This window comes from Roseomonas sp. CCTCC AB2023176 (assembly GCF_042259275.1).
Taxonomy (GTDB): domain Bacteria; phylum Pseudomonadota; class Alphaproteobacteria; order Acetobacterales; family Acetobacteraceae; genus Roseomonas.
Window position 1 is genome coordinate 508064 of the sequence record NZ_CP170086.1, and the last position, 20831, is coordinate 528894.

General features: G+C 75.3%; 17 protein-coding genes and 3 pseudogenes. 15 read left to right on the top strand and 5 right to left on the bottom strand.

What is annotated here, in order from left to right:
* The first annotated feature begins 45 nt into the window (after positions 1 to 45).
* Together ACE7GA_RS02510 and ACE7GA_RS02515 are read left to right on the top strand one after the other, a co-directional pair.
* Positions 46 to 888, top strand: a complete 843-nt coding sequence (locus tag ACE7GA_RS02510; RefSeq protein WP_376095159.1) for a nitroreductase family protein — start codon at positions 46 to 48, stop codon at positions 886 to 888.
* Positions 889 to 1381: 493 nt separating this feature from the next.
* The gene (locus ACE7GA_RS02515) at positions 1382 to 3931 is read left to right on the top strand and encodes a DUF2339 domain-containing protein (protein WP_376095162.1); all 2550 of its coding nucleotides are present in this window, start codon (positions 1382 to 1384) and stop codon (positions 3929 to 3931) included.
* 150 nt (positions 3932 to 4081) lie between these two features.
* Here the strand turns inward: ACE7GA_RS02515 and ACE7GA_RS02520 are convergent, their stop codons facing one another.
* The 3 genes from ACE7GA_RS02520 to ACE7GA_RS02530 all read right to left on the bottom strand — a co-directional run bounded on the left by ACE7GA_RS02520 (position 4082) and on the right by ACE7GA_RS02530 (position 6246).
* Positions 4082 to 4336, bottom strand: coding sequence for a GlsB/YeaQ/YmgE family stress response membrane protein (locus ACE7GA_RS02520; RefSeq protein ID WP_376095165.1), 255 nt, complete (start codon positions 4334 to 4336; stop codon positions 4082 to 4084).
* Between the two features lie 165 nt (positions 4337 to 4501).
* Positions 4502 to 5296, bottom strand: a complete 795-nt coding sequence (locus ACE7GA_RS02525) for an enoyl-CoA hydratase/isomerase family protein (RefSeq protein ID WP_376095168.1) — start codon at positions 5294 to 5296, stop codon at positions 4502 to 4504.
* Entirely contained in the window at positions 5293 to 6246 is a 954-nt protein-coding gene (locus ACE7GA_RS02530) for a hydroxymethylglutaryl-CoA lyase (RefSeq protein ID WP_376095171.1), read from the bottom strand. The genes ACE7GA_RS02525 and ACE7GA_RS02530 overlap by 4 nt, the downstream gene beginning before the upstream one ends.
* A gap of 250 nt (positions 6247 to 6496) precedes the next feature.
* Between ACE7GA_RS02530 and ACE7GA_RS02535 the strand changes: the two are divergent.
* The 3 genes and pseudogenes from ACE7GA_RS02535 to ACE7GA_RS02545 all read left to right on the top strand — a co-directional run.
* Positions 6497 to 6685 (top strand): annotated as a pseudogene (locus tag ACE7GA_RS02535) (MarR family transcriptional regulator); the annotation flags it as partial.
* 235 nt (positions 6686 to 6920) lie between these two features.
* Positions 6921 to 7289: an XRE family transcriptional regulator gene (locus ACE7GA_RS02540; RefSeq protein ID WP_376095174.1), complete on the top strand. Its 369-nt coding sequence runs from the start codon at positions 6921 to 6923 to the stop codon at positions 7287 to 7289.
* A gap of 10 nt (positions 7290 to 7299) precedes the next feature.
* Entirely contained in the window at positions 7300 to 7818 is a 519-nt protein-coding gene (locus ACE7GA_RS02545; RefSeq protein WP_376095177.1) for an RES family NAD+ phosphorylase, read from the top strand.
* Positions 7819 to 7825: 7 nt separating this feature from the next.
* On the opposite strand, the gene ACE7GA_RS02550 is transcribed toward ACE7GA_RS02545, so the two are convergent.
* The gene (locus tag ACE7GA_RS02550) at positions 7826 to 8662 is read right to left on the bottom strand and encodes a helix-turn-helix domain-containing protein (protein ID WP_376095180.1); all 837 of its coding nucleotides are present in this window, start codon (positions 8660 to 8662) and stop codon (positions 7826 to 7828) included.
* A gap of 92 nt (positions 8663 to 8754) precedes the next feature.
* Here ACE7GA_RS02550 and ACE7GA_RS02555 point away from each other — a divergent pair, with 92 nt between their 5' ends.
* From ACE7GA_RS02555 to ACE7GA_RS02590, 8 genes and pseudogenes are all read left to right on the top strand, one after another.
* Positions 8755 to 9942 (top strand): 4-hydroxybenzoate 3-monooxygenase, encoded by a 1188-nt coding sequence (locus ACE7GA_RS02555; RefSeq protein ID WP_376095183.1) that lies wholly within the window; start codon positions 8755 to 8757, stop codon positions 9940 to 9942.
* Between the two features lie 292 nt (positions 9943 to 10234).
* On the top strand, positions 10235 to 10768 hold the full coding sequence (locus ACE7GA_RS02560) for a calcium-binding protein (RefSeq protein WP_376095186.1): 534 nt from the start codon (positions 10235 to 10237) through the stop codon (positions 10766 to 10768).
* A gap of 160 nt (positions 10769 to 10928) precedes the next feature.
* A complete protein-coding gene (locus tag ACE7GA_RS02565) occupies positions 10929 to 11966 on the top strand; it encodes a C-terminal binding protein (RefSeq protein WP_376095189.1) in 1038 nt (345 codons plus the stop codon).
* 151 nt (positions 11967 to 12117) lie between these two features.
* Positions 12118 to 12618 carry a hypothetical protein gene (locus ACE7GA_RS02570; RefSeq protein ID WP_376095192.1) on the top strand — a complete coding sequence of 167 codons (501 nt, stop codon included), beginning with the start codon at positions 12118 to 12120 and terminating at the stop codon, positions 12616 to 12618.
* Positions 12609 to 13490 (top strand): glycosyltransferase family 4 protein, encoded by an 882-nt coding sequence (locus ACE7GA_RS02575; protein ID WP_376095195.1) that lies wholly within the window; start codon positions 12609 to 12611, stop codon positions 13488 to 13490. The genes ACE7GA_RS02570 and ACE7GA_RS02575 overlap by 10 nt, the downstream gene beginning before the upstream one ends.
* Before the next feature lie 5 nt (positions 13491 to 13495).
* Positions 13496 to 17527 carry a beta-ketoacyl synthase N-terminal-like domain-containing protein gene (locus ACE7GA_RS02580; protein ID WP_376095198.1) on the top strand — a complete coding sequence of 1344 codons (4032 nt, stop codon included), beginning with the start codon at positions 13496 to 13498 and terminating at the stop codon, positions 17525 to 17527.
* Entirely contained in the window at positions 17449 to 19074 is a 1626-nt protein-coding gene (locus ACE7GA_RS02585) for an alcohol dehydrogenase catalytic domain-containing protein (RefSeq protein ID WP_376095201.1), read from the top strand. The genes ACE7GA_RS02580 and ACE7GA_RS02585 overlap by 79 nt, the downstream gene beginning before the upstream one ends.
* Positions 19068 to 19436: pseudogene (locus ACE7GA_RS02590) on the top strand (zinc-binding dehydrogenase); the annotation flags it as partial. The gene ACE7GA_RS02585 and the pseudogene ACE7GA_RS02590, both read left to right, overlap by 7 nt.
* Here the strand turns inward: ACE7GA_RS02590 and ACE7GA_RS02595 are convergent.
* Complete coding sequence (locus ACE7GA_RS02595; RefSeq protein ID WP_376095204.1) at positions 19412 to 19585, bottom strand: hypothetical protein; 174 nt, start codon at positions 19583 to 19585, stop codon at positions 19412 to 19414. The pseudogene ACE7GA_RS02590 and the gene ACE7GA_RS02595 overlap by 25 nt on opposite strands.
* Here ACE7GA_RS02595 and ACE7GA_RS02600 point away from each other — a divergent pair.
* Both ACE7GA_RS02600 and ACE7GA_RS02605 read left to right on the top strand, forming a co-directional pair.
* Positions 19547 to 19819 (top strand): hypothetical protein, encoded by a 273-nt coding sequence (locus ACE7GA_RS02600; protein WP_376100592.1) that lies wholly within the window; start codon positions 19547 to 19549, stop codon positions 19817 to 19819. The genes ACE7GA_RS02595 and ACE7GA_RS02600 overlap by 39 nt on opposite strands.
* Positions 19756 to 20706 (top strand): annotated as a pseudogene (locus ACE7GA_RS02605) (beta-ketoacyl reductase); the annotation flags it as partial. The gene ACE7GA_RS02600 and the pseudogene ACE7GA_RS02605, both read left to right, overlap by 64 nt.
* Positions 20707 to 20831 lie beyond the last annotated feature (125 nt).

Sequence of the window (20831 nt, forward strand, 5' to 3'; positions counted from 1 at the left end):
CCGCTGGGTGGCCCGATGGGGAACCCGGTGGCAAGGTCGCGGCCCATGGACGCGACCCCGACGGACGACCTGCACGCGCGACTCGCGCGGCGTTTCGGGGAGGCGCCGCGGCCGCCCCCTGACCTGCCCGGACGCGGCGTGCTGGAAGGCATGGCGGATCACCGCTCTTGCCGGGCCTTCCGCCCCGACCCGGTCGCGGCGGCGCTGGTCGAGACCGTCGTCGCGGCGGCCTTCTGCGCGCCGAGCAAGAGCGACCTGCAGCAGCGCGACCTGGTGTGGGTGGAGGACGTGGCGCAGCGGCGACGGCTGGAGGCGCTGGTGCCTTCGGTGGACTGGCTGCCGCGGGCGCCGGTGCTGCTGATGGTCCTCGGCAACAACCGGCGGCAGCGGCGGCTGCACGAGATGCGCGGGCATCCCTTCGCGAACGACCAGCTCGACGCCTTCTTCAACGCGGCGACGGATGCGGCGGTGCTGCTGGGTTGGCTCGTCGTGGCGGCGGAGGCTTCGGGGCTGGGGACCTGCCCCATCAGCCAGTTCCGCAACGACGCGGAGGCCGTGTCGGAGGCGTTGGGGCTGCCGGCGCACGTCTTCCCCTATGCGGGGCTGGCGATGGGCTGGCCGGAGCGCGTGGCGCCGATCAACCCGCGGCTGCCCCTGGCCGCGACGCTGCACCGCGACCGTTTCGATGACTCCGCCCTGCCGGAACACGTCGCGGACGCCGACGCGCGCAGGATCGCGGGCAAGCCCTTCCCTTCGCAGCGGAACGTCGCGGCCTTCGGCACCGCCGAGCCCTATGGCTGGTCGGAGGACGTGACGCGGCAATACGCGCGGCCCGAGCGTGCGGGGTTCGGGGCCTACGTCCGGCGGCGCGGCTTCTGCCTGGACTGATCGGACGGGGCGCGGCGATGAGACGGACGTGACCGTCGCCGCGTTGACGGTCCGGGGCGGCCCGGGCGAACGGTGCCCCTGATGGATGATCTTCTCGGCCTCGGCGTGCTGCTGCTCTTCGGCCTCGGCGTGGGCTGGTGGATGGGGGTGCTCGGCTGGCTGAATGCGCGGCGGGCGCGGCGCGAGATCGCGGCGCTGCGGGCCGAACTGGCTGCGGCGGGGGTGCGGGTGGCGGTGCCCGTCTCGCCCTTCGCGCCGCCGGCGTCCACGACGGCCGCGCCGCTGGGCGAGGCAGCCTTGCCGGGGCAGCCGGCCGACCCGGCGGCGGTGCCCTCGACGTCCGGGCAGCCGATCGGCACGGCCGCGCGGCCGTGGGACCGCCCGGCGGACGCACCGGCCGTCGCGCCGATGCCCGAGCCGGAACTGCTCGGCGCGGAACGGCCGGCGCGCGAGCCGGCCCCCCCCCACCCCGGCGCGGCCGGGGTTCGAGGAGTTGCTGACGCAGCGCTGGGGCGTCTGGCTCGGCGCGGTCGCGATCCTGCTGGCCGGCGTCTTCCTCGTCCGGACGGCGCTGGAGCAGGGGTGGATCGGGCCCGTGGAGCGCTGCGTGGCGGCGGCGGTGCTCGGCTTCGCCCTCGTCGCGGCGGCGGAGTGGATGCGGCGACGTCCGGTAACGCCCGCGGGCGAGGCCGCGCCGGAAGCCGGCGATGCGGCGCCGATGCCCGGTGCCGCGGGCGAGGCGGACGTCACCGCGTCCGCGGCGCCGCGCTCCTGGCCCGACCAGACCCCGGCGGCGCTGGCGGCGGGCGGCGTCGCCGTGCTGTTCGGGGCGGCCTACGGGGCGGCGGTGCTCTACGGGCTGGTGCCGCCGATCATCGGCTTCGTGATGCTGGCCGCCGCGGCGGTCGCGGGACTGGCGCTGGCGCTCGTCTTCGGGCCGCTGGTCGCGGCCGTGGGCCTCGTCGGGGCCTATGCGACGCCGGCACTGGTCGAGACGGCCGATCCGTCCCTGCCCGGCCTCTTCGCCTACCTCCTTGCGGCGACGGTGGCCGCGCTGTTCGTCGTGCGGCAGGTCGGGGCGGTCTGGCTGGGATGGTGCGCGACGGTCGCGGCGGCGGGCTGGGTCGTCGCGGGCGGGGTGCTCGCGGGCGGTACGGCGGATCTCTGGGCACCCGCGCTCTTCGTGCCGGCGGTGGTGCTGGTGCACCTCGCGCTGCTGCCGGGGGCGGCGCTGGACGGGCCGATCGGGCGGCGGCTGGCCTGGGTGCCGGTGGCCGCCATGGCCGCGGCCGGGCTGGCGCTGGTGCCCTGGACGAGCGGGCTGGCGCCCGTCGCGGGGCTGCTGCTGCTGACGCCGGTCACGGGGTGGAAGGGGCTGCGCGAGCCACGGCTGGACCACCTGCCCTGGGTCGCGGCCGCGGCGGGGCTGGTCGCGCTGCTGATCTGGTTCGTGCCGGACTGGACGCCCGGCGGCGAGGCGGTGACGGCGGAAGGCGCGGTGATCGCAGTGTTGCCGACCGGGCCCCATCTTCTCGGGATCGAGGCGGCGGAGGCGCTGCGGCCCTTCCTCGGGGCGGCGCTGGCGCTTGCCTTGCTGCACGCGGCGCTCGGGCTTTGGGGCGAGCGGCGGGGCGCGCATCCCGTCCGCTGGGCCGGGCTGGTCGCCGCCGTGCCGGTCCTGACGCTCCTCATTGCCTATGCCCGGGTTCGGGGCTTCGCGCAGGACATCGGCTGGGCCTTCACGGCGCTGGCGCTTGCAGCGGGCCTTGTCGGGGCGGCGACGCTGGCGGCACGGGCCCGCGGTGCGGCGGTGCCGGGCGGCGACGCCGCACGCGTGCCGGTCGACGCCGACGACGACGCCGTGGCTCCCGCGGGGCAAGCCGCGGACACTCCGGCATCCCCGGTCGACGTCGCCTTGCGGCGCGCGGGCGCGCATGCGGCCGGGGCGGTCGCGGCGCTGTCGCTCGGCGCCGCCATGGTGCTGTCGGACCAGTGGCTGACGCTGGCCGTCGCCCTGCTGCTGCCGCCGCTCGCCTGGATCGAGGCGCGGGCGGACCTGTCGGCCCTGCGGCGCGTGGCGCTGGCGGTCGCCGGGGTGGTGATCGTGCGCCTGCTGCTGAACCCGTTCGTGCTGGACTACGCGCTCGGCGATACTCCGGTGCTGAACGGGATCCTCGCGGCCTACGGGGTGCCGGCGATCGGCTTCGCGGTCGCGGCGGTGCTGTTCCGCCGGCGGCGGGACGATGCGACGGTCGCGGTGCTGGAAGCCGGGGCCTGTGCCTTCCTCGGCGCGCTGGCGCTGCTGCTGATCCGGCACGCGCTGACGGGCGGAGACCTGAAGGACGCGGCCTTCACCTTCCGGGAAGTGGCGCTGGACGTTCTTGCCCTGTGGCTGCTGGCAACCGGGCTGCGGTGGCTCGACGCGCGGGCCGGCGGGCGGCCGGTGATCGGGCTGGCCTGGCGCGGCTACGCGGTCGCGGGCGTGCTGTCCGGCACCGGCGCGATCCTGGACAACCCGGCCTTCGCGACGGACGAGGTGCTGTTCGGCGCGCCGGTCTTCAACGAGATGGCGCTGGCCTACGCGCTGCCGGCGGTGCTGGCGTTGTTCGCGGCACGGTCGGCATCGCTGTCCGCCAAGTCCCCCTTGCGGCCGGTGCTCGGGCTTTACGGGCTCGTCGCGCTCTTCGCCTGGGTGACGCTGACGGTGCGCCACCGTTTCCACCCCGTGGAGATGTCGCTGGCCCTGGAGCCGGTCGGGAACGCGGAGCTCTGGGCCTATTCCGGGGCCTGGCTGGCCTTCGGGGCGGCGCTGCTGGCGGTGGGCATCAAGGAACGGGCGAAGGCGCCGCGCCTCGCGGCCCTCGCGGTGCTGGGGCTGACGGTCGGCAAGGTCTTCCTGGTGGACATGTCCGAGCTGACTGGGCTGTGGCGCGTGGTCAGCTTCCTCGGCCTGGGGCTCGCCCTCATCGCGCTGGGGCGGGTGTACCGGCGCTTCGTCGTCGTACCGCCTGCCCCGGCCACCGCGGCGGGGCCCGCTGCATGAGCGCACCTATCGAGGAGCGCGGCGCGGACACGGCGCCGGCCGGAGTGGCAAACGACGAAGAGCGCCGCACGGCTCGTGCGGCGCTTTACGGCTGTTCCTCGCCGCCGGGCTGGCGGCGGAAACGCCGGGCGTGTCGCCCGGCGCCGAGGATCAGACGGTGCGGCGGCCCGCGACCATCCGGTAGACGAACAGCACGATCACAGCGCCGACGACGGCGCCGATGAATCCCGCTCCCTCACCCGCGCGGTACCATCCGACCGCTTGGCCAAGATAGGTCGCGACGACCGCGCCGATGATGCCGAGCAGCGTCGTGATGATGAAGCCGCCGGGATCACGCCCCGGCATGAGGAACTTCGCGACGATTCCCGCGAGGAAGCCGATGATGATCGTCCAGATGATGCCCATGATCCCGCACTCCGCTAGGGTTTCTCCGCAAGCGCGGACGGGGGCGGTCGGGTTGCAGGCACTTTCGCGCGTGCGGCGTGACGGCCGGGCGCGTCCCTCGGGTGGTGGCGCCGAGTGGCCCCGAAGGAAGGCACTGCCTTCCTCCGAAGCACATACGCCCGAGCGTCACGCCGCCCAGCGCGGCGGGCGCTTCGCCTTGAAGGCGGCGATGCCTTCGTCGGCCTCGCCGGAGGCGGCGCAGCGCGCGAAGGCCTGGGCGCCCGCCTCGGCGTAGCCCTCCGGCACCGCCGCGCCGAGGGCGGCGAGCATGGCCTTCGTCTCGGCGAGCGCGCCGGGGGCGCCCTGCAGGACGTCGGCGACGGTCTGCGCGACGCGGGCGTCGAGGGCGGCGGCGTCGGCAAGGGTTTCGTGGACGAGGCCGATGCGGGCGGCCTCGGCGGCGTCCATCACGTTGCCTTGCAGCACCATGCGCGCCGCGTGGGAGCGGCCGGTCCTGCGCAGGATCCACGGCAGGATCTGTGCGGCGACGAGGCCGCGGCGGGCCTCAGGGGCGGCGAAGCGGGCGTCGGCAGAGGCGAGGGCGATGTCGGCGGCGCAGACGAAGCCCAGGCCGCCCGCGAAGGCGCTGCCCTCGATCCGCGCGATGACGACCTGCGGGAGGGCGGCGACCGCGGCGAAGCGGGCGCCGGTGCGGCGGTTGCGTTCGAGTTGGGCGGCGAGGCGTTGCTCCGGCGTGCCGGGGGCGCCGACTTCGGTCAGGTCGAGGCCGGCGCAGAAATGGCCGCCGGCACCGGCGAGGATCAGGATGCGCGCGCTGCGGTCGTCGCGGAGCCCGGCCAGCAGGGTGTCCAGGGCGGCGACGAGGCCCTCGCTCATCGCGTTGCGGCGGTGCGGGCGGTTCAGGGTGGCGGTGACGACGCCACCTTCGCGCGTGACCAGCAGAGGGTTTTCGTCGTTCATGCTTCGACCATCGGGGCGTATCCCTTCATGCGCAGCGCGCGAGAGTGGAGCGGGCGGCCGAGCAGCGCTTCCGCCGCGCGGCCGGCTTCCAAGACGCGGGCGAGGTCGAGACCGGTGTCCCGGCCCATGGCGAGCAGGAGGGTCGCGAAGTCCTCCGTGCAGACATTGCCCGTGAAGCCCTCGCCATAGGCGATGCCGGCAGGATGGCCGCCGGTGCCGCCGAGCGACGTATCGAAATGGGTGATGCCGGCGTCGAGCGCCGCGACGGCGTTCGCGAGGCCCGTGCCGCGGCTGTCGTGGAAATGCGCGATGAAGGTGGCCTGTGGCAGCGCGTCGCGCAGGCGGGACGTGAGGGAGCGCACGCGCGGCGGCGTCGCGCTGCCGATGGTGTCTCCGATCGCGATGCGCGTGACGCCGAGGGATGCGAAGCGGCGCGCATCGGAAAGTACCGTCTCCTCCGGCGTCGGACCATCGAAGGGGCAGTCGAAGGCGACGGAGATGGTGCCGACGGTGACGAAGGCGTGGGACGCGAGGGCGGCCATCTCCTCGACGTTTGCCCATTGCTCCGCGCGCGTGCGACGGAGGTTCTTGGCGGTGTGGCCTTCGCTGGCGGAGACGAGGAAGGAGATTTCCTCCGGGCCGCGACCCGAGTCGCGGGCGGCCAGCGCCCGGCGCACGGCGGCGGGGTTGGGGCAGGTCGCCTTGAACAGCACGCCGGGGCGCGGCGGAACGGCGGCGAGCACCGCATCGGCATCGGCGAATTGCGGGACGTGCTTCGGGTGGGAGAAGGAAGTGATTTCGATGCGCCGGAAGCCGGCATCGGCGATGCGTACGAGCATCGCGGCCTTGTCGGCGGCCGGGATGAGGGCTGGCTCATGCTGCAACCCGTCGCGGGCGAAGCATTCGCAGAGGATGACGTCGGGCAAGCGGTCCGGCCCCTTGGCGGTCACGCCGCGCTGCGGGAATGGTTGACCCGGTTAACCATCGGGCGCCCCGCGGTCAACGAAACGGCCGGCGCGGCGGGACGCGGAGGCGATCATCACGGGGAAGAGGTCACGCGATGCCCCGGCGTCCTCCGAGGGGCAGGGCGAGGGTGGTGGTGATCCGCGCACGATCCGCGACCTGCTGTCCTACCGCGTGCATCGCCTGGCGAATGCGCTCTCGCGCAGTGCGGCGCGGCGCTACGCGGCGGAGTTCGGGGTGACGCTGGCGGAGTGGCGCACCCTCGCGCTGCTGCGGGACTTCGCCCCGATGGCGCTCCGGGACCTGTCGGCGCAGGCGGGGCTGGACAAGGGGCAGGTCAGCCGGACCGTCTCGGCCCTGGTCGCGCGGGGGCTGGTGCTGCGCTCCGCGGGGGAGCGGGACGGGCGGGAGGTAAGGCTGCGGCCGTCGGCCGCGGGGCGGCGGCTGACGGAGAGGCTGATGGCGGCGGCGCGGGCGCGGGACGATGCGTTCCGGGCCGTGCTGACCGAGGAGGAACGCGCCGTGCTGGACGGGGCGCTGCGGCGCCTGCTGGCCGAGGCTCGGCGGCGGGGGAGCCGGGATCCTGGGGGTGAGCGGGCTTGGCTGAGCCGTCGCATGCCCCATATCTTGACCCGGAACGGGGCATCTGGTGAGGCAAGGCATGTCCGACGTCGCGGCGCTCCAGGAACTGGCGGGACCGAATGGCGGGATTTCCGTGGACCGGCTCAGCGCGGTGCTGCGGACGACGCGGGCCGACATCGCGGGCACGCTCGGCCTGCCCCGCGACGCGGTCAGCAAATCGGCCCGTGCCCAGGCCCCACGGACGCAGCAGCGGCTGCGGGAGATGGTGGAGATCCTGAACCGGGTGCGGCCCTGGTTCGGCGGGTCCATGCTGATGGCCTATGCCTGGTACCGGTCGCAGGGCCTGCCGGGCTTCGGGGACCGGACGGCCGAGGCGCTGGTGCGGGAGGGCAAGGCCGGAGCCGTGAGGGACTACCTCGAGGCCGTCGCCGACGGCGGGTACGCGTGATCCCGCGCCGGTGAGGCTTCGTAGCCGGGTTTTCCGCGCACACGACCCTCGCTGGTCCTTCGCACCCATCTCGGGCGAGGGTGCGGCCCTGCACGGCGGCCGGTTCAACCCGCGCGGCGTGCCGGCGCTCTACGCGTCGTTTCTGCTGGAGACGGCGTGGCGCGAGGCGCAGCAGGGTTTCACGGTCAAGGTCCAGCCGGCGCTTGTCTGCGCCTACGACGTGGACTGCGCGGACGTCCTCGACCTGACGACGGCGGCTGGACTGGCGGAAGCGGACATGGACGCGGCCGACCTCGCGGCGCCGTGGCGCGACCTCGTCGCCGATGGAATGGACCCGCCGACCTGGGCGGTGGCGCGCCGGCTGATCGGGCGCGGCGTCGCCGGCGTTGTCGTGCCGAGTTTCGCGCCGGGGGCGGGCCCTGCCGACCGCAACGCCGTGTTCTGGCGCTGGGGCGATGCCCCGCCGCATCGGGTCATCGTCGTGGACGATCTCGGGCGGCTGCCGCGGGACGGGCGGTCCTGGTCCTGACGCCCCGTCATCGGCCGCGCGCCGCCCGCGGCGCGACGCCGGCGTGGCGGCGGTAGAAGCGGGAGAAGTAGGCGGCGTCCCGGAAGCCCAGCGCGTAGGCGACCTGCGACACGGGGCGGGCGGTGTACGCCAGGCTGCGCTCGGCCTCCGCTATCAGGCGGGCGTGGATGAGGGACTTGGGCGACCGACCCGTCGCGGCGCGGCAGGCCGTGGCGAGGCGCTTCTCCGTCGTGCCGAGGGCGCGGAGGTAGTCGGGCAGCGGACGGTGCTCGCGGTACCAGCGCTCGACCAGCGTGCGGAAGCGGGCGAGGAGGGCGGCGTCGCCCGAGGGTGCGGCGGCGGGCGGCGTGCCCTGGCGCGAGACGAGGATGAGGAGGAGGCGAAGGAGCGCCAGGAGGGCGGCGTCGCGGCCCGGGGCATCGCCCGCGTATTCCGCCGCCAGCGCCCGGAACAGGCGGGCGGCGTCGCGCGCGGCGGGGCGGGCGAGCGGGAGCAGTCGCGGGGCATCCGCCAGCGGCAGGGGTTCGGCGGCCTCGGCCAGCAGGCGTTCGCCCGCAGTCAGCACCCAACCGTCGGTCGCGGGGGCGAAGTCGAAGCCGTGGACCACCGCGGGCGGGATGAGGAGGAGGACGGGGGCGGCCATCGCCTGCATCGCGCCGTCCGCGGTGAGGCGGCCGCCGCCGCGGGTCAGCAGCAGGACCTGCCCGCCGGCAGGGTGGCGGTGCGGGGCGATGCGCCAGGCGTTCGGGGCGCTGCGGGCGGGGATGGTCTCGAGATGGAGGAAGCGGGCCTCGGGGGCCGCGCCGTCCTCGCCGTAGAGGCGGAAGCGGGGGACGGGGTCCATCGGCGGAAAAGTGCCGGAAGCCGGCGGGTTCGTCCATTCGCGGTTCCGGCCAGGACCGCATATGCGGCGATCGGGGCCGGAGGAAAAGTGCCATGCGGACGCAGGTCGGGATCGTCGGCGCGGGGCCCGCGGGGCTGTTCCTCGCCCACCTGCTGCACCGGGAGGGGGTGGAGAGCGTCATCCTGGAGAGCCGCTCGCGCGAGGAGGTGGAGGGCACCATCCGCGCCGGCGTGCTGGAGCAATGGGTCGCGGACCTGCTGGTGGAACTCGGCTGCGGCGGGCGGATGCAGGCGGAGGCCCACGTCCACACCGGGATCACGCTGCAATACGAACGGCAGCGCTTCCACCTGGACATCGAGGGGCTGACGGAGGGCAAGCGCGTCACCGTCTGGCCGCAGCACGAGGTGCTGCGCGACCTCATCGCGGCCTGGCTGGCGCAGCGGCCCGAGGGGATCGTCTTCGGCGTACGCGACACCGCGATCCACGGCGCCGACGGCGACGCGCCGTACGTCACTTGGCGTCAGAACGGGGAGACGGAGGACCGGCTGGACTGCGACTGGGTCATCGGCTCCGATGGGTTCCACGGTCCGGGCCGGCGCTCGATCCCGGAATCAGTCCGGCGGGAATTCCAGAAGGTCTATCCCTTCGGCTGGCTCGGCATTCTCGCCCATGCACCCGTGGCCTGGCACGAACTGATCTACGCGCGGCACGAGGACGGCTTCGCGCTGGCCTCCACCCGGACCGAAACGATCCAGCGGATGTACGTGCAGTGCGACCCGCGCGACGACCTCGCGAACTGGCCGGACCGGCGCATCTGGGACACGCTGCACGAGCGCCTCGCGACCGACGGCTGGTCGCTGACGGAAGGCGAGATCTTCCAGCGCGGGATCATCCCGCTGCGCTCCTTCGTCTGCGAGACGATGCGGCACGGCCGGCTGTTCCTCGCAGGCGACGCGGCCCACATCGTGCCGCCAACGGGCGCGAAGGGGCTGAACCTGGCCGTCGCGGACGTACTCGTGCTGTCGCGCGCGCTCGTCGCGGCGTATCGGGGCAATTCGACGGAACTCCTGGACGCCTATCCCACGACGGCCCTGCGCCGCATCTGGAAAGCCGAACGGTTCTCCTGGTACATGACGACGATGCTGCACCGTGACGACGGCGAGACGCCGTTCGAGCAGCGGATCCACATGGCTGACCTGGACTACGTCGCGTCGTCGCGCGTCGCGCAGACCGCGATCGCGGAGAACTACGTGGGGCTGCCTTTCGACGCGGCGACCTGACCGGTTCGCCGTCCGGCCCGGAGGACAAGGCTCCCCCGGGTGGCGCCCAGGCTCGGTCCGCACGGACGCGACGAAGCAAGGCATCCTGACTGCATTGGCGGATCGGTCCCGGGCGCCGGACGGAACCGTCGTTGCCCGATCGGGGCGAGATGGTGGACGGGTCGAGCGCACGTGCGGACGAGCCGAGCCTGCAACCGCAGTGAAGCGCCCGCAGGGGGCGGCTCCTGACTGGCCTGCCCGGCTTGGGCCCGGCGATCGTTCTGCTCTCGTCCGGACCGTCCAGCATGGCAGGATGGGGCCGCCGCCACGGGCTGGACAGCGCGGCATCGAGCGCATCCTCGGCTCGGCGCTGGGCGACATCTTCTTCGCAGGCGGCACGGGGATGCGGCTCGACGGCGGCGGCTGGGCGGACACGGCGACCGGTGGCGCCGGGCGGAACCGGCTCGCCGGGGACGATGGCGACGACGTCCTGCTGGGCGGTGCCGAGCGCGACGACCTGTTCGGCGGGGCGGCCGACGACGTCCTGACGGGCGGCGCGGGGCGGGATTTTCTGACGGGCGGCGACGGCGCGGACCACTTCGTATTCACGGCGGAGGACGGCCCCTCCGCCGACCGCGACACCGTGCTGGATTTCGACGGCGCGGAGGGCGACCGGATCGATCTCACCGCTTTCGGGGTGGCCTGGGTCGGTGACGGACCCTTCGCGGGGAACGGGGCTTCTCCGCCCGTTTCCGCACGGTCGGGCCGGACTCGCTCCTGCTCGTGGACGGCGATGCGGACCAGGCGGCCGATGTCGCCATCCTGCTGCGGGGCGTGTCGGCCGTGAGCGCGGCCGGCCTGCTGCTCTGACGAAGGTGCGGCCAGCCGAGGTCTGGAAGATTATTCAGCGACCTGCGTTCGTTGCGTGACCGACGCGACTGTTCCGCGGGTTGCCCGGGTCCTTCCTGGCCCACAGGATGGCCCGCGTGGGGAACGGGGGATCGCGCATGCCAAAGGCTAACCGGCTCACCGTGCTGGAGCCGGAGGGCATGTATCCCGATGCGGCGCTGGAGGAGCGGGTCCTCGGCCCGACCGTCCGGGTCCTGCAAGGCAGCGCCAAGGGCGGCATCCACGAGGTGCCTGACGAGGTCTGCGCCGAAACGGACGGGCTCTTCGTCTTTCGGCACTGGCTTCCCGCCGATCAGGTCGCCCGCTTCCCGCGGCTGAAGGTCGTCGTGCGGATGGGCGTGGGCTATGACAGGCTGGACCGGCCCGCCCTCGACGCCCGCGGGATCAAGGTCTGCAACGTCCCGGATTACGGGACGATGGAGGTGGCGGACCACGCGATCGCCCTCGCCCTGTCGCTTCGCCGCGGGATCATCCTGCACCACGACCTCCAGCGCGGGGATGCGTCGCGGGGCGAAGCGCCGGCCCCCTGGGCCTACCTCGACCACCCGCTGATCCAGCGCCCCCAGACCCGGGTGTTCGGGGTTCTCGGCCTCGGGCGGATCGGCACGGCAGTGGCGCTCAGGGCCAAGGCCTTCGGCTGGCGCGTCGTCTTCCACGACCCCTTCCTGCCGAACGGGGTGGACCGGGCACTCGGGATCGAGCGGGCGCGGCAGATAGAGGACCTCTTCTCCGTCGCGGATACCCTGTCCATCCACGTGCCGCTGACGCGCGGGACGCGGGGGCTGGTGGACGACCGGTTGCTCCGGTCGATGCCGGCGGGGTCGGTCGTTGTGAACACCGCCCGCGGCCCGGTGCTGGATCTCGATGCGCTGCACGCTTGCCTGCGGGACGGGGCAGTGGCGGGGGCAGGCCTGGACGTGCTGCCGGAGGAACCGCCGCCGGAACCGGCACACCCGTTGCTCGCGGCGTATCGGGCACGGGAGCCGTGGCTGCGCGGGCGGCTGGCGATCACCCCGCATTCCGCCTTCCACACGCCCGAAGCGTGGTCCGACATTCGGCTGAAAAGCGCGGAGACGATGCGGGACGTGCTGGTGGCGGGTCTGGCGACGAACGTCATTCCGCCCGGGGCGGAATGACGGATCCCATGCCGGCACCCCGCCCGGAGCGCCCTTCCTCACGCAGCCGTGACCGCCAGGACGTCGTTGCCGAAGCGGAAACTTGCCTTCCGTCCTCGCGGCCAAGGACGGTTATCGGTAAACAGATCGTGAGCGGTGGGGGATCAGGCAGGTGGCGAGCGCGTTCGACATGCTGCTGGGCGACGTGATCGCGCCGTCGGTCCCGACCGCGGCGGGGCCGCGCCCGCACGTGCTGCTCGACGTGTCGCGCCTGATCAGCGCCGCGAACCACGGCGCTCCCTCGGGCATCGACCGCGTCGAGATGGCCTATGCCCGCCGCTGGCTCTCGCTGCCCGAGGAGGAGTGCACCTTCGCCGGACAGGTGCTTGGCGGCCCCTTCGCGGCCCTGCCGCGGGTCGGCGTGCAGCGCTTCGTCGAAGCGCTGACGGAAGCCTGGGACAAGGGTCGCGACGGTCCGGCCCTGCAGCGCGCCCGGCGCCTGGCGCGCGGGCTGATGCTCCGCAGCGCCTCGGGCTTCGGGCAGCTCGTGCTCGGCCGGCGTCGCGGAACGCGACGGGCCCGAAGGTTTTCCTCCTCGTCTCGCACCGCGCCCTCGACCGCGCCGGTCCGATCTACGGCCTGCGGAAGGCCGGCTGCGCCTTCGTGCCCCTGATCCACGACCTGATCCCGGTGGAGCACCCGGAATTCGCGCGGCCCGGCCACGCCGACCGGCACCTGAAGCGGATCGCGAACACGGCAGCCCTCGCGGACGCGATCATCGTCAACTCCCGCCACACGGCGCGGGCGCTGGCGCCGCACGTGGCGGCGCGGGCCGTGCCGCCGCGGGTGGTCGTGGCGCCGCTCGGCATCGACGCGCCGAAGGCGCCGGCGCCGGCGCTGCCGCTCGATCCCTACTTCGTCGTCCTCGGCACCATCGAGCCGCGGAAGAACCACCTGCTGCTCCTCCACCTCTGGCGCGACCTGACGGCGCGGATGGGCAGCCGCGCGCCACGGCTCGTCGTCATCGGCAAGCGGGGGTGGGAGAACGAGAACGTCCTCGACCTGCTCGAACGCTGCGGGACGACGCAGGGTACGGTGACGGAGCTCGGCCAGGTACCGGATCGGGAGGCGTGGTCGGTGCTGCGCGGGGCGCGGGCGCTGCTCTTCCCTTCCTTCGCCGAAGGCTACGGGCTGCCGCTCGGGGAGGCGCTGAAGCTCGGCGTCCCCGCGATCTGCTCCGACCTGCCGGCGCTGCGGGAGGTGGGGGGCGACGCCCCCGACTACCTCGATCCACTCGACGGGGCGGCGTGGCGGCGGGCGATCCTCGACTACGCGGGACCGGAGAGTCCCGGCCGCGCGGCGCAGCTCGCCCGGATGACGCGCTGGACCTCGCCGGACTGGGGGGATCACTTCGCGACGGTGGACCGCCTGCTCGGCAGCCTCGCCCCGGGCGAGGCGGCGCTCTCCGCGAGCGGCGGCTGGGACATGCCGCGCCTGGCCGGCGCCGGCGGCATCGTGGGCGGCCCGCCCTCCCCGCGCGGCTGACCGCGTTGGACGGGGCCGTTCGTCCATCGGCTGCCGACGGGCGGCCGCGCGGCCGGCGCGCCGCCGGCGGATCCCGCGCGGGCCGCCCCGCCGCAGCGCCGGTCGCGGTGGTCGGCGCGGCCTGCCGGCTTCCCGGCGCGCCGGACCTCGACGCCTACTGGGACCTGCTGCGGGATGGGCGGGACGCGGTCTCCGTCCTCCCGGCCGAACGCTTCTCCCAGGCCTGGTTCCAGCATCCCCGCAAGGGGGAGCCGGGGCGCTCCTATACCTTCGCGGCCGGGCACCTCGGCGACGTGTCGCTGTTCGACGCCAGGCATTTCGGGATGTCCCCCCGGGAGGCGGCTGAGGCCGACCCGCAGCAGCGCATCCTGCTCGAGGTGGTCGCCGGCGCCTTCGACGATTCGGGCTGGCCGCACGCGTCGCTCGCGGGGCGGGAGGTCGCGGTCTTCGTCGGCGGCTCCTCGACGGATTACGGGGAGCTCCGCCTCTCCGACCCATCGGGCGCGGACCGCTACTTCATGACGGGGAACACGCTCTCGATCCTCGCCAACCGTATCACGAACGCCTTCGACCTCCGGGGCATGGCGCAGACGGTGGACACGGCCTGCTCCTCCGCGCTCGTCGCGCTGTCCCTCGCGGTGGATGCGCTGCGGGCCGGCCGGGCGGAGGCGGCGGTGGTCGCGGGCGTGCAGCTGCTGCTCTCGCCCTATGCCTTCGCCGGCTTCTCCAAGGCCTCGATGCTGTCGCCGACGGGGCGCTGCCGACCCTTCTCGGCCGAGGCGGACGGCTACGTGCGGGCGGAGGGTGCGGGGGCGGTGATCCTCAAGCCGCTCGACGCCGCGCTGCGCGACGGGGATGCGGTGCGCGGGGTGATCCTCGCGGCCGGGGTGAACGCGGTCGGGCGTTCGATCGGGCTGTCGCTGCCCAATCCCCGGGCGCAGGCCGCGCTGATGCGCCGCGTCGCCTCTGAGGCAGGGGTCACGCCCGAGCGGCTCGGCTACTTCGAGGCGCATGGCACGGGAACGGCGGTCGGCGACCCCGTGGAGGCGACCGCGATCGGCGCCGTCTTCGGTGCGGGACGCGAGGCGCCGCTGCCGATCGGTTCGGCCAAGTCCAATGTCGGGCACCTCGAGCCGGCCTCGGGCATGGCGGGGCTGATCAAGGCGCTGCTGGTGCTGGAGAACGGGGTCGTGCCCCCCTCTATCCATTGCGAGCGGCCGAACCCGCGGATCGACTTCGCCGCGCTGAACCTGCGGGTGGCGACGGAGTCGGAGCCCCTGGCCAAGGGCGCCTCGGTCGTCGGGGTCAATTCCTTCGGCTTCGGCGGGACGAATGCCTCGGTGCTGCTCGGGCGCGCGCCACGGGCGCCGCGGCGGCGGCTGCCGGCGGGGCCTGGGATGCCACCGCTGGTGATCTCGGCGTCGTCGGCGGAGGCGCTCGCCTCCCTCGCCGGGGACTGGGCGGGGCGGCTGCGGGCGATGCCGGCGCGGGCCGTGCCGGTGCTGCTGCGGGGCAATGCCCGGCACCGCGACCTGCTGCCGCACCGGATCGTCGCGCGCGGGGCGGATGGCGCGTCGCTCGCCGCGGCGGTGGAGGCGGCGGCGACAGGGCATGCGGGCGCGCGGGGTGGCGTCGCCTTCGCCTTCTCCGGCAATGGGTCGCAATACCCGGGCATGGCGCGGGAGGCGCTGCGGAACCCGGCCTTCCGGGCGGGGGTGGAGGCGGTGGACGCCCACCTCGCGCCCCGTCTCGGCTGGTCCGTCCTGCGGGCGCTGGAGGAGGGGCTGACGGCCGAGGCGCTGGTGGCGACGGAGGTCGCGCAGCCCGCGCTCTTCGCCGTACAGGCGGGGATCGTCGCAGCGCTCGAGGCGGAGGGGCTCCGTCCCGACATCGTCTACGGCCATTCGGTCGGGGAGGCGGCGACGGCGCTGGCCGCGGGCATCCTGGACGCGGAGGCCGCTTCGCGCCTCGTCGTCGCACGCTCCGCCGTGCAGGCGCGGACGCGGGGGCGCGGGCGCATGGCCGCGCTGAACCTGCCGGCGGAGGAAGCGCTGCCGCTGCTCGCCGAATGCGGGCCGGGGCTGGAGGTCGCGGCCCACAACGCGCCGCGCGCCGTCACGATCGCGGGGCCGGCGGCGGCGATCCGTCGCCTGGTCGCGGCGGCGGAGGGGCGGCGCCTCGTCTGCATCGAACTCGACCTGGATTACGCCTTCCACTCCGCGGCGATGGAGGCGGTGCGGGAAGACCTCCTGGCCGCGCTCGACGGGCTGCCGCATGCGGCGGCGCGGGTGCCCATCGTATCCTCCGTCACCGGGGAGCTACTGCCTTCGGCCGACGCGTCGTATTGGTGGCGGAACCTGCGGGAACCCGTGCGCTTCGCCGAGGCCGCCCTCGCCGCCGCGCCGCAGGCCGGGATCGTCGTGGAGATCGGGCCGAGCGCGATCCTGCAATCCTACCTGCGGGAGACGCTGCGCGGGGGCGAGGCCGCCTCGGTCATCCTGCCCTCACTGTCGAAGCGGGACCCGGCGGGCGACCCGATCCCAGCGGTCGCGGACCGGCTGATCCTGGCCGGCGCCGATCCGCGGTCCGGCGCGGCCTTCGCGGGGCCGGCGCTGCCGCGCGGCCTGCCGCCGACGGCCTTCCATCGCGTGCGGCACTGGCTCCCCGTCACGCCGGAGGCGGCGCGGCTGCACGACCCGGTCCTCGACCACCCGCTGCTCGGCTTCCGGCGCGATGCGGAGGGGGATCTGCGCCACGCTCCGACCTGGCGGCGGATGGTCGACACGGCGCTGCTGCCCTGGCTCGCGGACCATCGGCTCGGCGGCGAGGCCGTGATGCCGGCGGCCGGCATGGTCGAGATGGCGCTGGCCGCGGCGGCGCACCGTTTCCCGGATGCGCCGGCGCTGGAGGTCTCGGCCTTCCAGATCCTGCGCCCCCTCCCCGTCCCGGCCGAGGCGCCGGCGACGGAGACGCGCTGCCGGCTGGCGGATGACGGGACCTTCCGGATCGAGGCGCGGCGCCGCCTCTCCGGCGAAGGCTGGACGCTCCACGCCCGCGGCCTGGTCCGGTCGGCGACGCCGGCCGCCCTCGGCGCGGTGCCGACCGGCGTCGCCGGGAAAGGCTTCATTGGGGAAGGCTTCGTCGAGGACGGCATCGTGCCGGCGGCGGAGGTGCTGGCCATCGCGGCACGGGCGGGCCTGGACTACGGGCCAGCCTTCCGCGGGCTGGGGGAGGTCTCGGTCGGGCGCGGGGGCGAGGCCGTGGCGACCCTCCTGCTGCCAGAGGCCGCGCCGCCCGATGCCGGGTTCCACATCCACCCCGTGCGGCTCGACGCGGCGCTCCAGGCGCTGCTCGCCCTGGTCGTCGGCGGCATCGGGCGCGGCGAGGCCTGGCCGCCCGGCGAGGCGCCGGTTCCTACGCGCTTCGAGCGCCTCGTGCTGCGCCGCGGCGCGGGACCGGCGGTCTCGGCACGGCTGCGCGTGACGCACGGGATGGGCACCGCGGGGGGCGAGGCCCCGCGCGGGGCGGAGGCGACGATCACGCTCCTGGACGCCGGCGGACGCGTCGCCGCCACGGTCGAAGGGGCCTGGTTCACCCGGGCGCGCGTCGCGCGGCGGGAGGAGGAGCGGCCCGCGGTCTTCCGGCTGGAAGACGTGCCGGCGGTGGACCCTTCCCTCCCCCGCCCGAGGCGGCGCTGGCGCCGGCGATCGCGGCGGCCGAGGCGCGCGATGACGCGCTCGACATCTCCGAGGCCGCGCTGCTCCTGGAAGGTTTCGCGACGGCGGTGGCCGCGGGCGCCTTCGCCGGCGCGCCGGGCGGGCGCGTGGTACCCTCGACCACCCATGCCGCCGGCCTCCTGCGTGGGCTGGAGGAGGACGGGCTGGCCGAGGCGGAGGGCGCGGCCTACCGGCTGCGTCCGGCGGGCGACCTGCCGCCGCCCGATGCCATCTGGCAATCCGTGCTCGAGGAACAGCCGGGCCTGGCGCGCGACCTCGCCTGGCTGGCGCTCGCGGCGGAGCGGCTGCCGGCGGTCCTGACCGGCGCGGCGGAGCCGCCGCCGCTGCCGGAGGAGACGGGTGGGCTGGAGCGCCTCGCCCAGGTCCTGGCCGATGCCGCCGGGACGGTTGCGGCGGGCTGGCCGGCCGAGCGGCCCCTGCGCGTGCTGGATTTCGGCGGGCCGGCGCTCGCCCGGCATCTGGCGGTCGCGCTGGCGCGGTCCGGGCGCCGCGTGCTGCACGCGCGGCCCGGCGGGGGGCACGGCGCGGCCCTCGGTGGATCGGTCGAGCCGGTCCCGCTGGACTGGAATCCGGCCGGAGCCGGGGCGCCGCCCTTCGTCGCGGACCTCGTGGTCGGACTGCTTCCCGCGACGCGGGCCGGGTTGGGGACCGCGATCCTGCCGGGGCTGCTACCCGCGCTGGCCGAGGGCGGGACGCTGCTGCTGGTCGAGGCGCTGCCGGGGCGGGTGATGGAATTCGCCGCGGGTGGCGAGGCGCCGCCGGGCGCCGGCGCCTGGCGCGAGGCGCTGGCGGCGGATGGCTGGACCGCGATTCAGGCCCTGGCGCTGGATTCGGGCCCCTGGCCCGCGTTGATGCTGGCGGCGCGCCATGCGGGGACGCCGGGGACGGCGGAGCCCGTTCCGCCGCGCGCGGTGCTGGTCGCCGATGCCGGCGCGGCGCCGCTCGCGGCAGCCCTGTCGGACCTGCTTCGCGGGCGCGGGACCGCCACGGACGTCGCGCGGCTGGAGGATGCGGCGGGGATCGCGCCGAAGACGCTGCGTGGGGTGCCGGTGCTGGCCCTGGCCGCCCCCTCCCCCGCCGCGCTGCCGACGACGCTCGCCGGGATCGCACGGCTCGCCGAGGCGGCGCGCGGCGTGGCGGAACGGCTGGTGATCGTCGCGCAGGGCGACGCGGCCGCGGCGGCCGCGGAGGCGGTGCGTGGCCTCGGGCGGGTGCTCGCCAACGAGATGCCGGACCTGCCGACGCGGCGCGTGCTCGTCGATGCGGCGCTGACGCCGCGGCGGGCCGCGGCCCGGCTGCTGCCCTCGCTCTTTACGCCGAAGGGCGACGAGGCGGAGCGCGTGCTTGGCCTGGGCGCCTGCCGCGTGCCGCGCCTCGTCGCGGGCCTGGCGCCGCCCGTGCCCGGGGCATCGCGGCTGTCGCTGCACGGGTCCATCGGGATCGGCCATCTCGGCTGGGAGCCGCTGCCGGACCTGCCCCCGCCCGGGCCGGGCGAGGTGCGGGTGCGGGTGGAGGCAGCGGGCCTGAACTTCCGCGACCTGATGTGGGCGCAGGGCCTCCTGCCAGAGGAGACGCTGCGCGACGGTTTCGCGGGTCCTGGCCTCGGCATGGAGTTCGCCGGCGTGGTGGAGGAAGCCGCAGCCGGTACGCCCTTCCGCCCCGGCGCGCGGGTCTTCGGCTTCGCGCCGCGGGCGCTGGCGACGCGGACGGTCACGCGCGCCGAGGCGATCTCGCCCATCCCGGAAGGCCTGTCCTTCGCCGCCGCCGCCACGATCCCCGTGGCCTTCCTCACCGCGGTCTATTCGCTGGAGACCCTGGCGCGGCTCGGGCCGGGGAGCGCGTGCTGATCCATGGCGGCGCGGGCGGCGTCGGGCTGGCGGCCCTGCAGGTCGCGAAGGCCGCCGGCGCGATCGTCGCGGCGACGGCGGGGACGGAGGCCAAGCGCGCCTTCCTGCGCATGGCCGGCGCCGACCTCGTCCTCGACAGCCGCGACCCCGGCTTCGACGACGCGCTGCGGGCGCATTGGCCGGACGGGGTGGACGTCGCGCTGAATTCCCTCGCGGGTGAAGCGATGGAGCGGACGCTCGCGTTGGTGCGGCCCTTCGGGCGCTTCGTGGAGCTCGGCAAGCGCGACTACGCGGAGGACCGGCGGATCGCCGTGCGGCCGTTCCGGCGCAACGTCACCTACTTCGGCGTGGACGTGGACGGGCTGCCGCGCGCCCGCCCCGCCGAGGCGGCGCGGCTGCTGGACTCGATCCGGGGCCGCCTGGCGACGGGCGACCGCTGCCCCTGCCCCACGCGCGGCGCGGGGCGGAGGAGGTGGAAGGCGCCTTCCGGCTGCTCCAGGCCAGCGGGCATATCGGCAAGATCGTCATCATCCCGCCGCGGGATGAACCCACCGCCGCGGGCGGCGCGGCCGCCAGGGAGCGGCCCGCGAAGGAATGGGCGCCGCCGAGGGGAACGGTCCTCGTCACCGGCGGAACCTCGGGCTTCGGGCTGGAGGCCGCGAAGTGGCTCGCCGCACGGGGGTGCCGCGGATCGCGCTGCTGTCGCGGCGCGGCGCGGCGACGCCAGGGATCGAGGCGGCCCTGACCGCGCTCGGCGCGCTCGGCGCGCGGACTTCCGTGCACGCGGTGGATGCCGCCGACGCCGACTCGCTCGCGACCGTGCTCGCGGCCCTGCGGCGGGAAGGACCGATCGCCGGCATCGTGCACGCCGCGACGATCTACGACGACGGCGCGGCGACCGCGATGGATGCGGGGCGCTTCGCGCGCGTGCTCGCGCCGAAGCTGACGGCGGCGGAAAACCTCGATCGGCTGACGGCGGGCGATCCGGTCTCGCTGTTTCTCCTCTTCTCCTCGGCGACGACCGCCTTCGGGAATCCGGGGCAGGCCAACTACGTCGCGGCGAACGCGGCGCTCGAGGCGATCGCGCGGCGGCGCCAGGCGGCGGGCCGTCCGGCGCTCGCGGTGGGCTGGGGGCCGATCGCGGATGCGGGCATCCTGGCGCGGGAGTCCGAGGTCGCGGCGGCGCTCGCGCGGCGCCTGGGCGTAGAGCCGATGCCGGCGGCGGAGGCGCTCGACGCCCTGCCCGCGCTGCTGCGGTCCGGGCTGCCGGTGGCCTCCGTCGCGCGCGTGTCGTGGCGGCGCGCGGGCTCGGCCCTGCCGGTGCTGCGCGAGCCCGCCTTCGCGGCCGTCCTGGCCGATGGCCGCGTCGAGGAGACGGCGACGGACGCGGCGGAACTGCGCGCCATGATCGCCACGCTGCCCGAGGCGGAGGCACACGCCCTGCTCGTGCGGATCGGGGCGGAGGAGCTGGGACGCATCCTGCGGCTGGCGCCGGAGGCGATCGCAGCCGACGCGTCCCTTGCGCGCATCGGGCTCGACAGCCTCGGCGCGCTGGAGCTGCGCGGGGCGCTGGAGGCGCGGCTCGGCGCGACCGTCCCGCTGACCGCGGTGACGGACGACCTCACGGTGGGCGCGCTCGCGACGCGGATGCTGGATGGGCTGCGCGGCGGCACCGGCGAGGCGGCGCTCGGCACGCTCATCGAGCACTTCGAACCCGCCGCCCCGGCCGGTTCCGGGGGTGCGCCGCCGGATGCTTC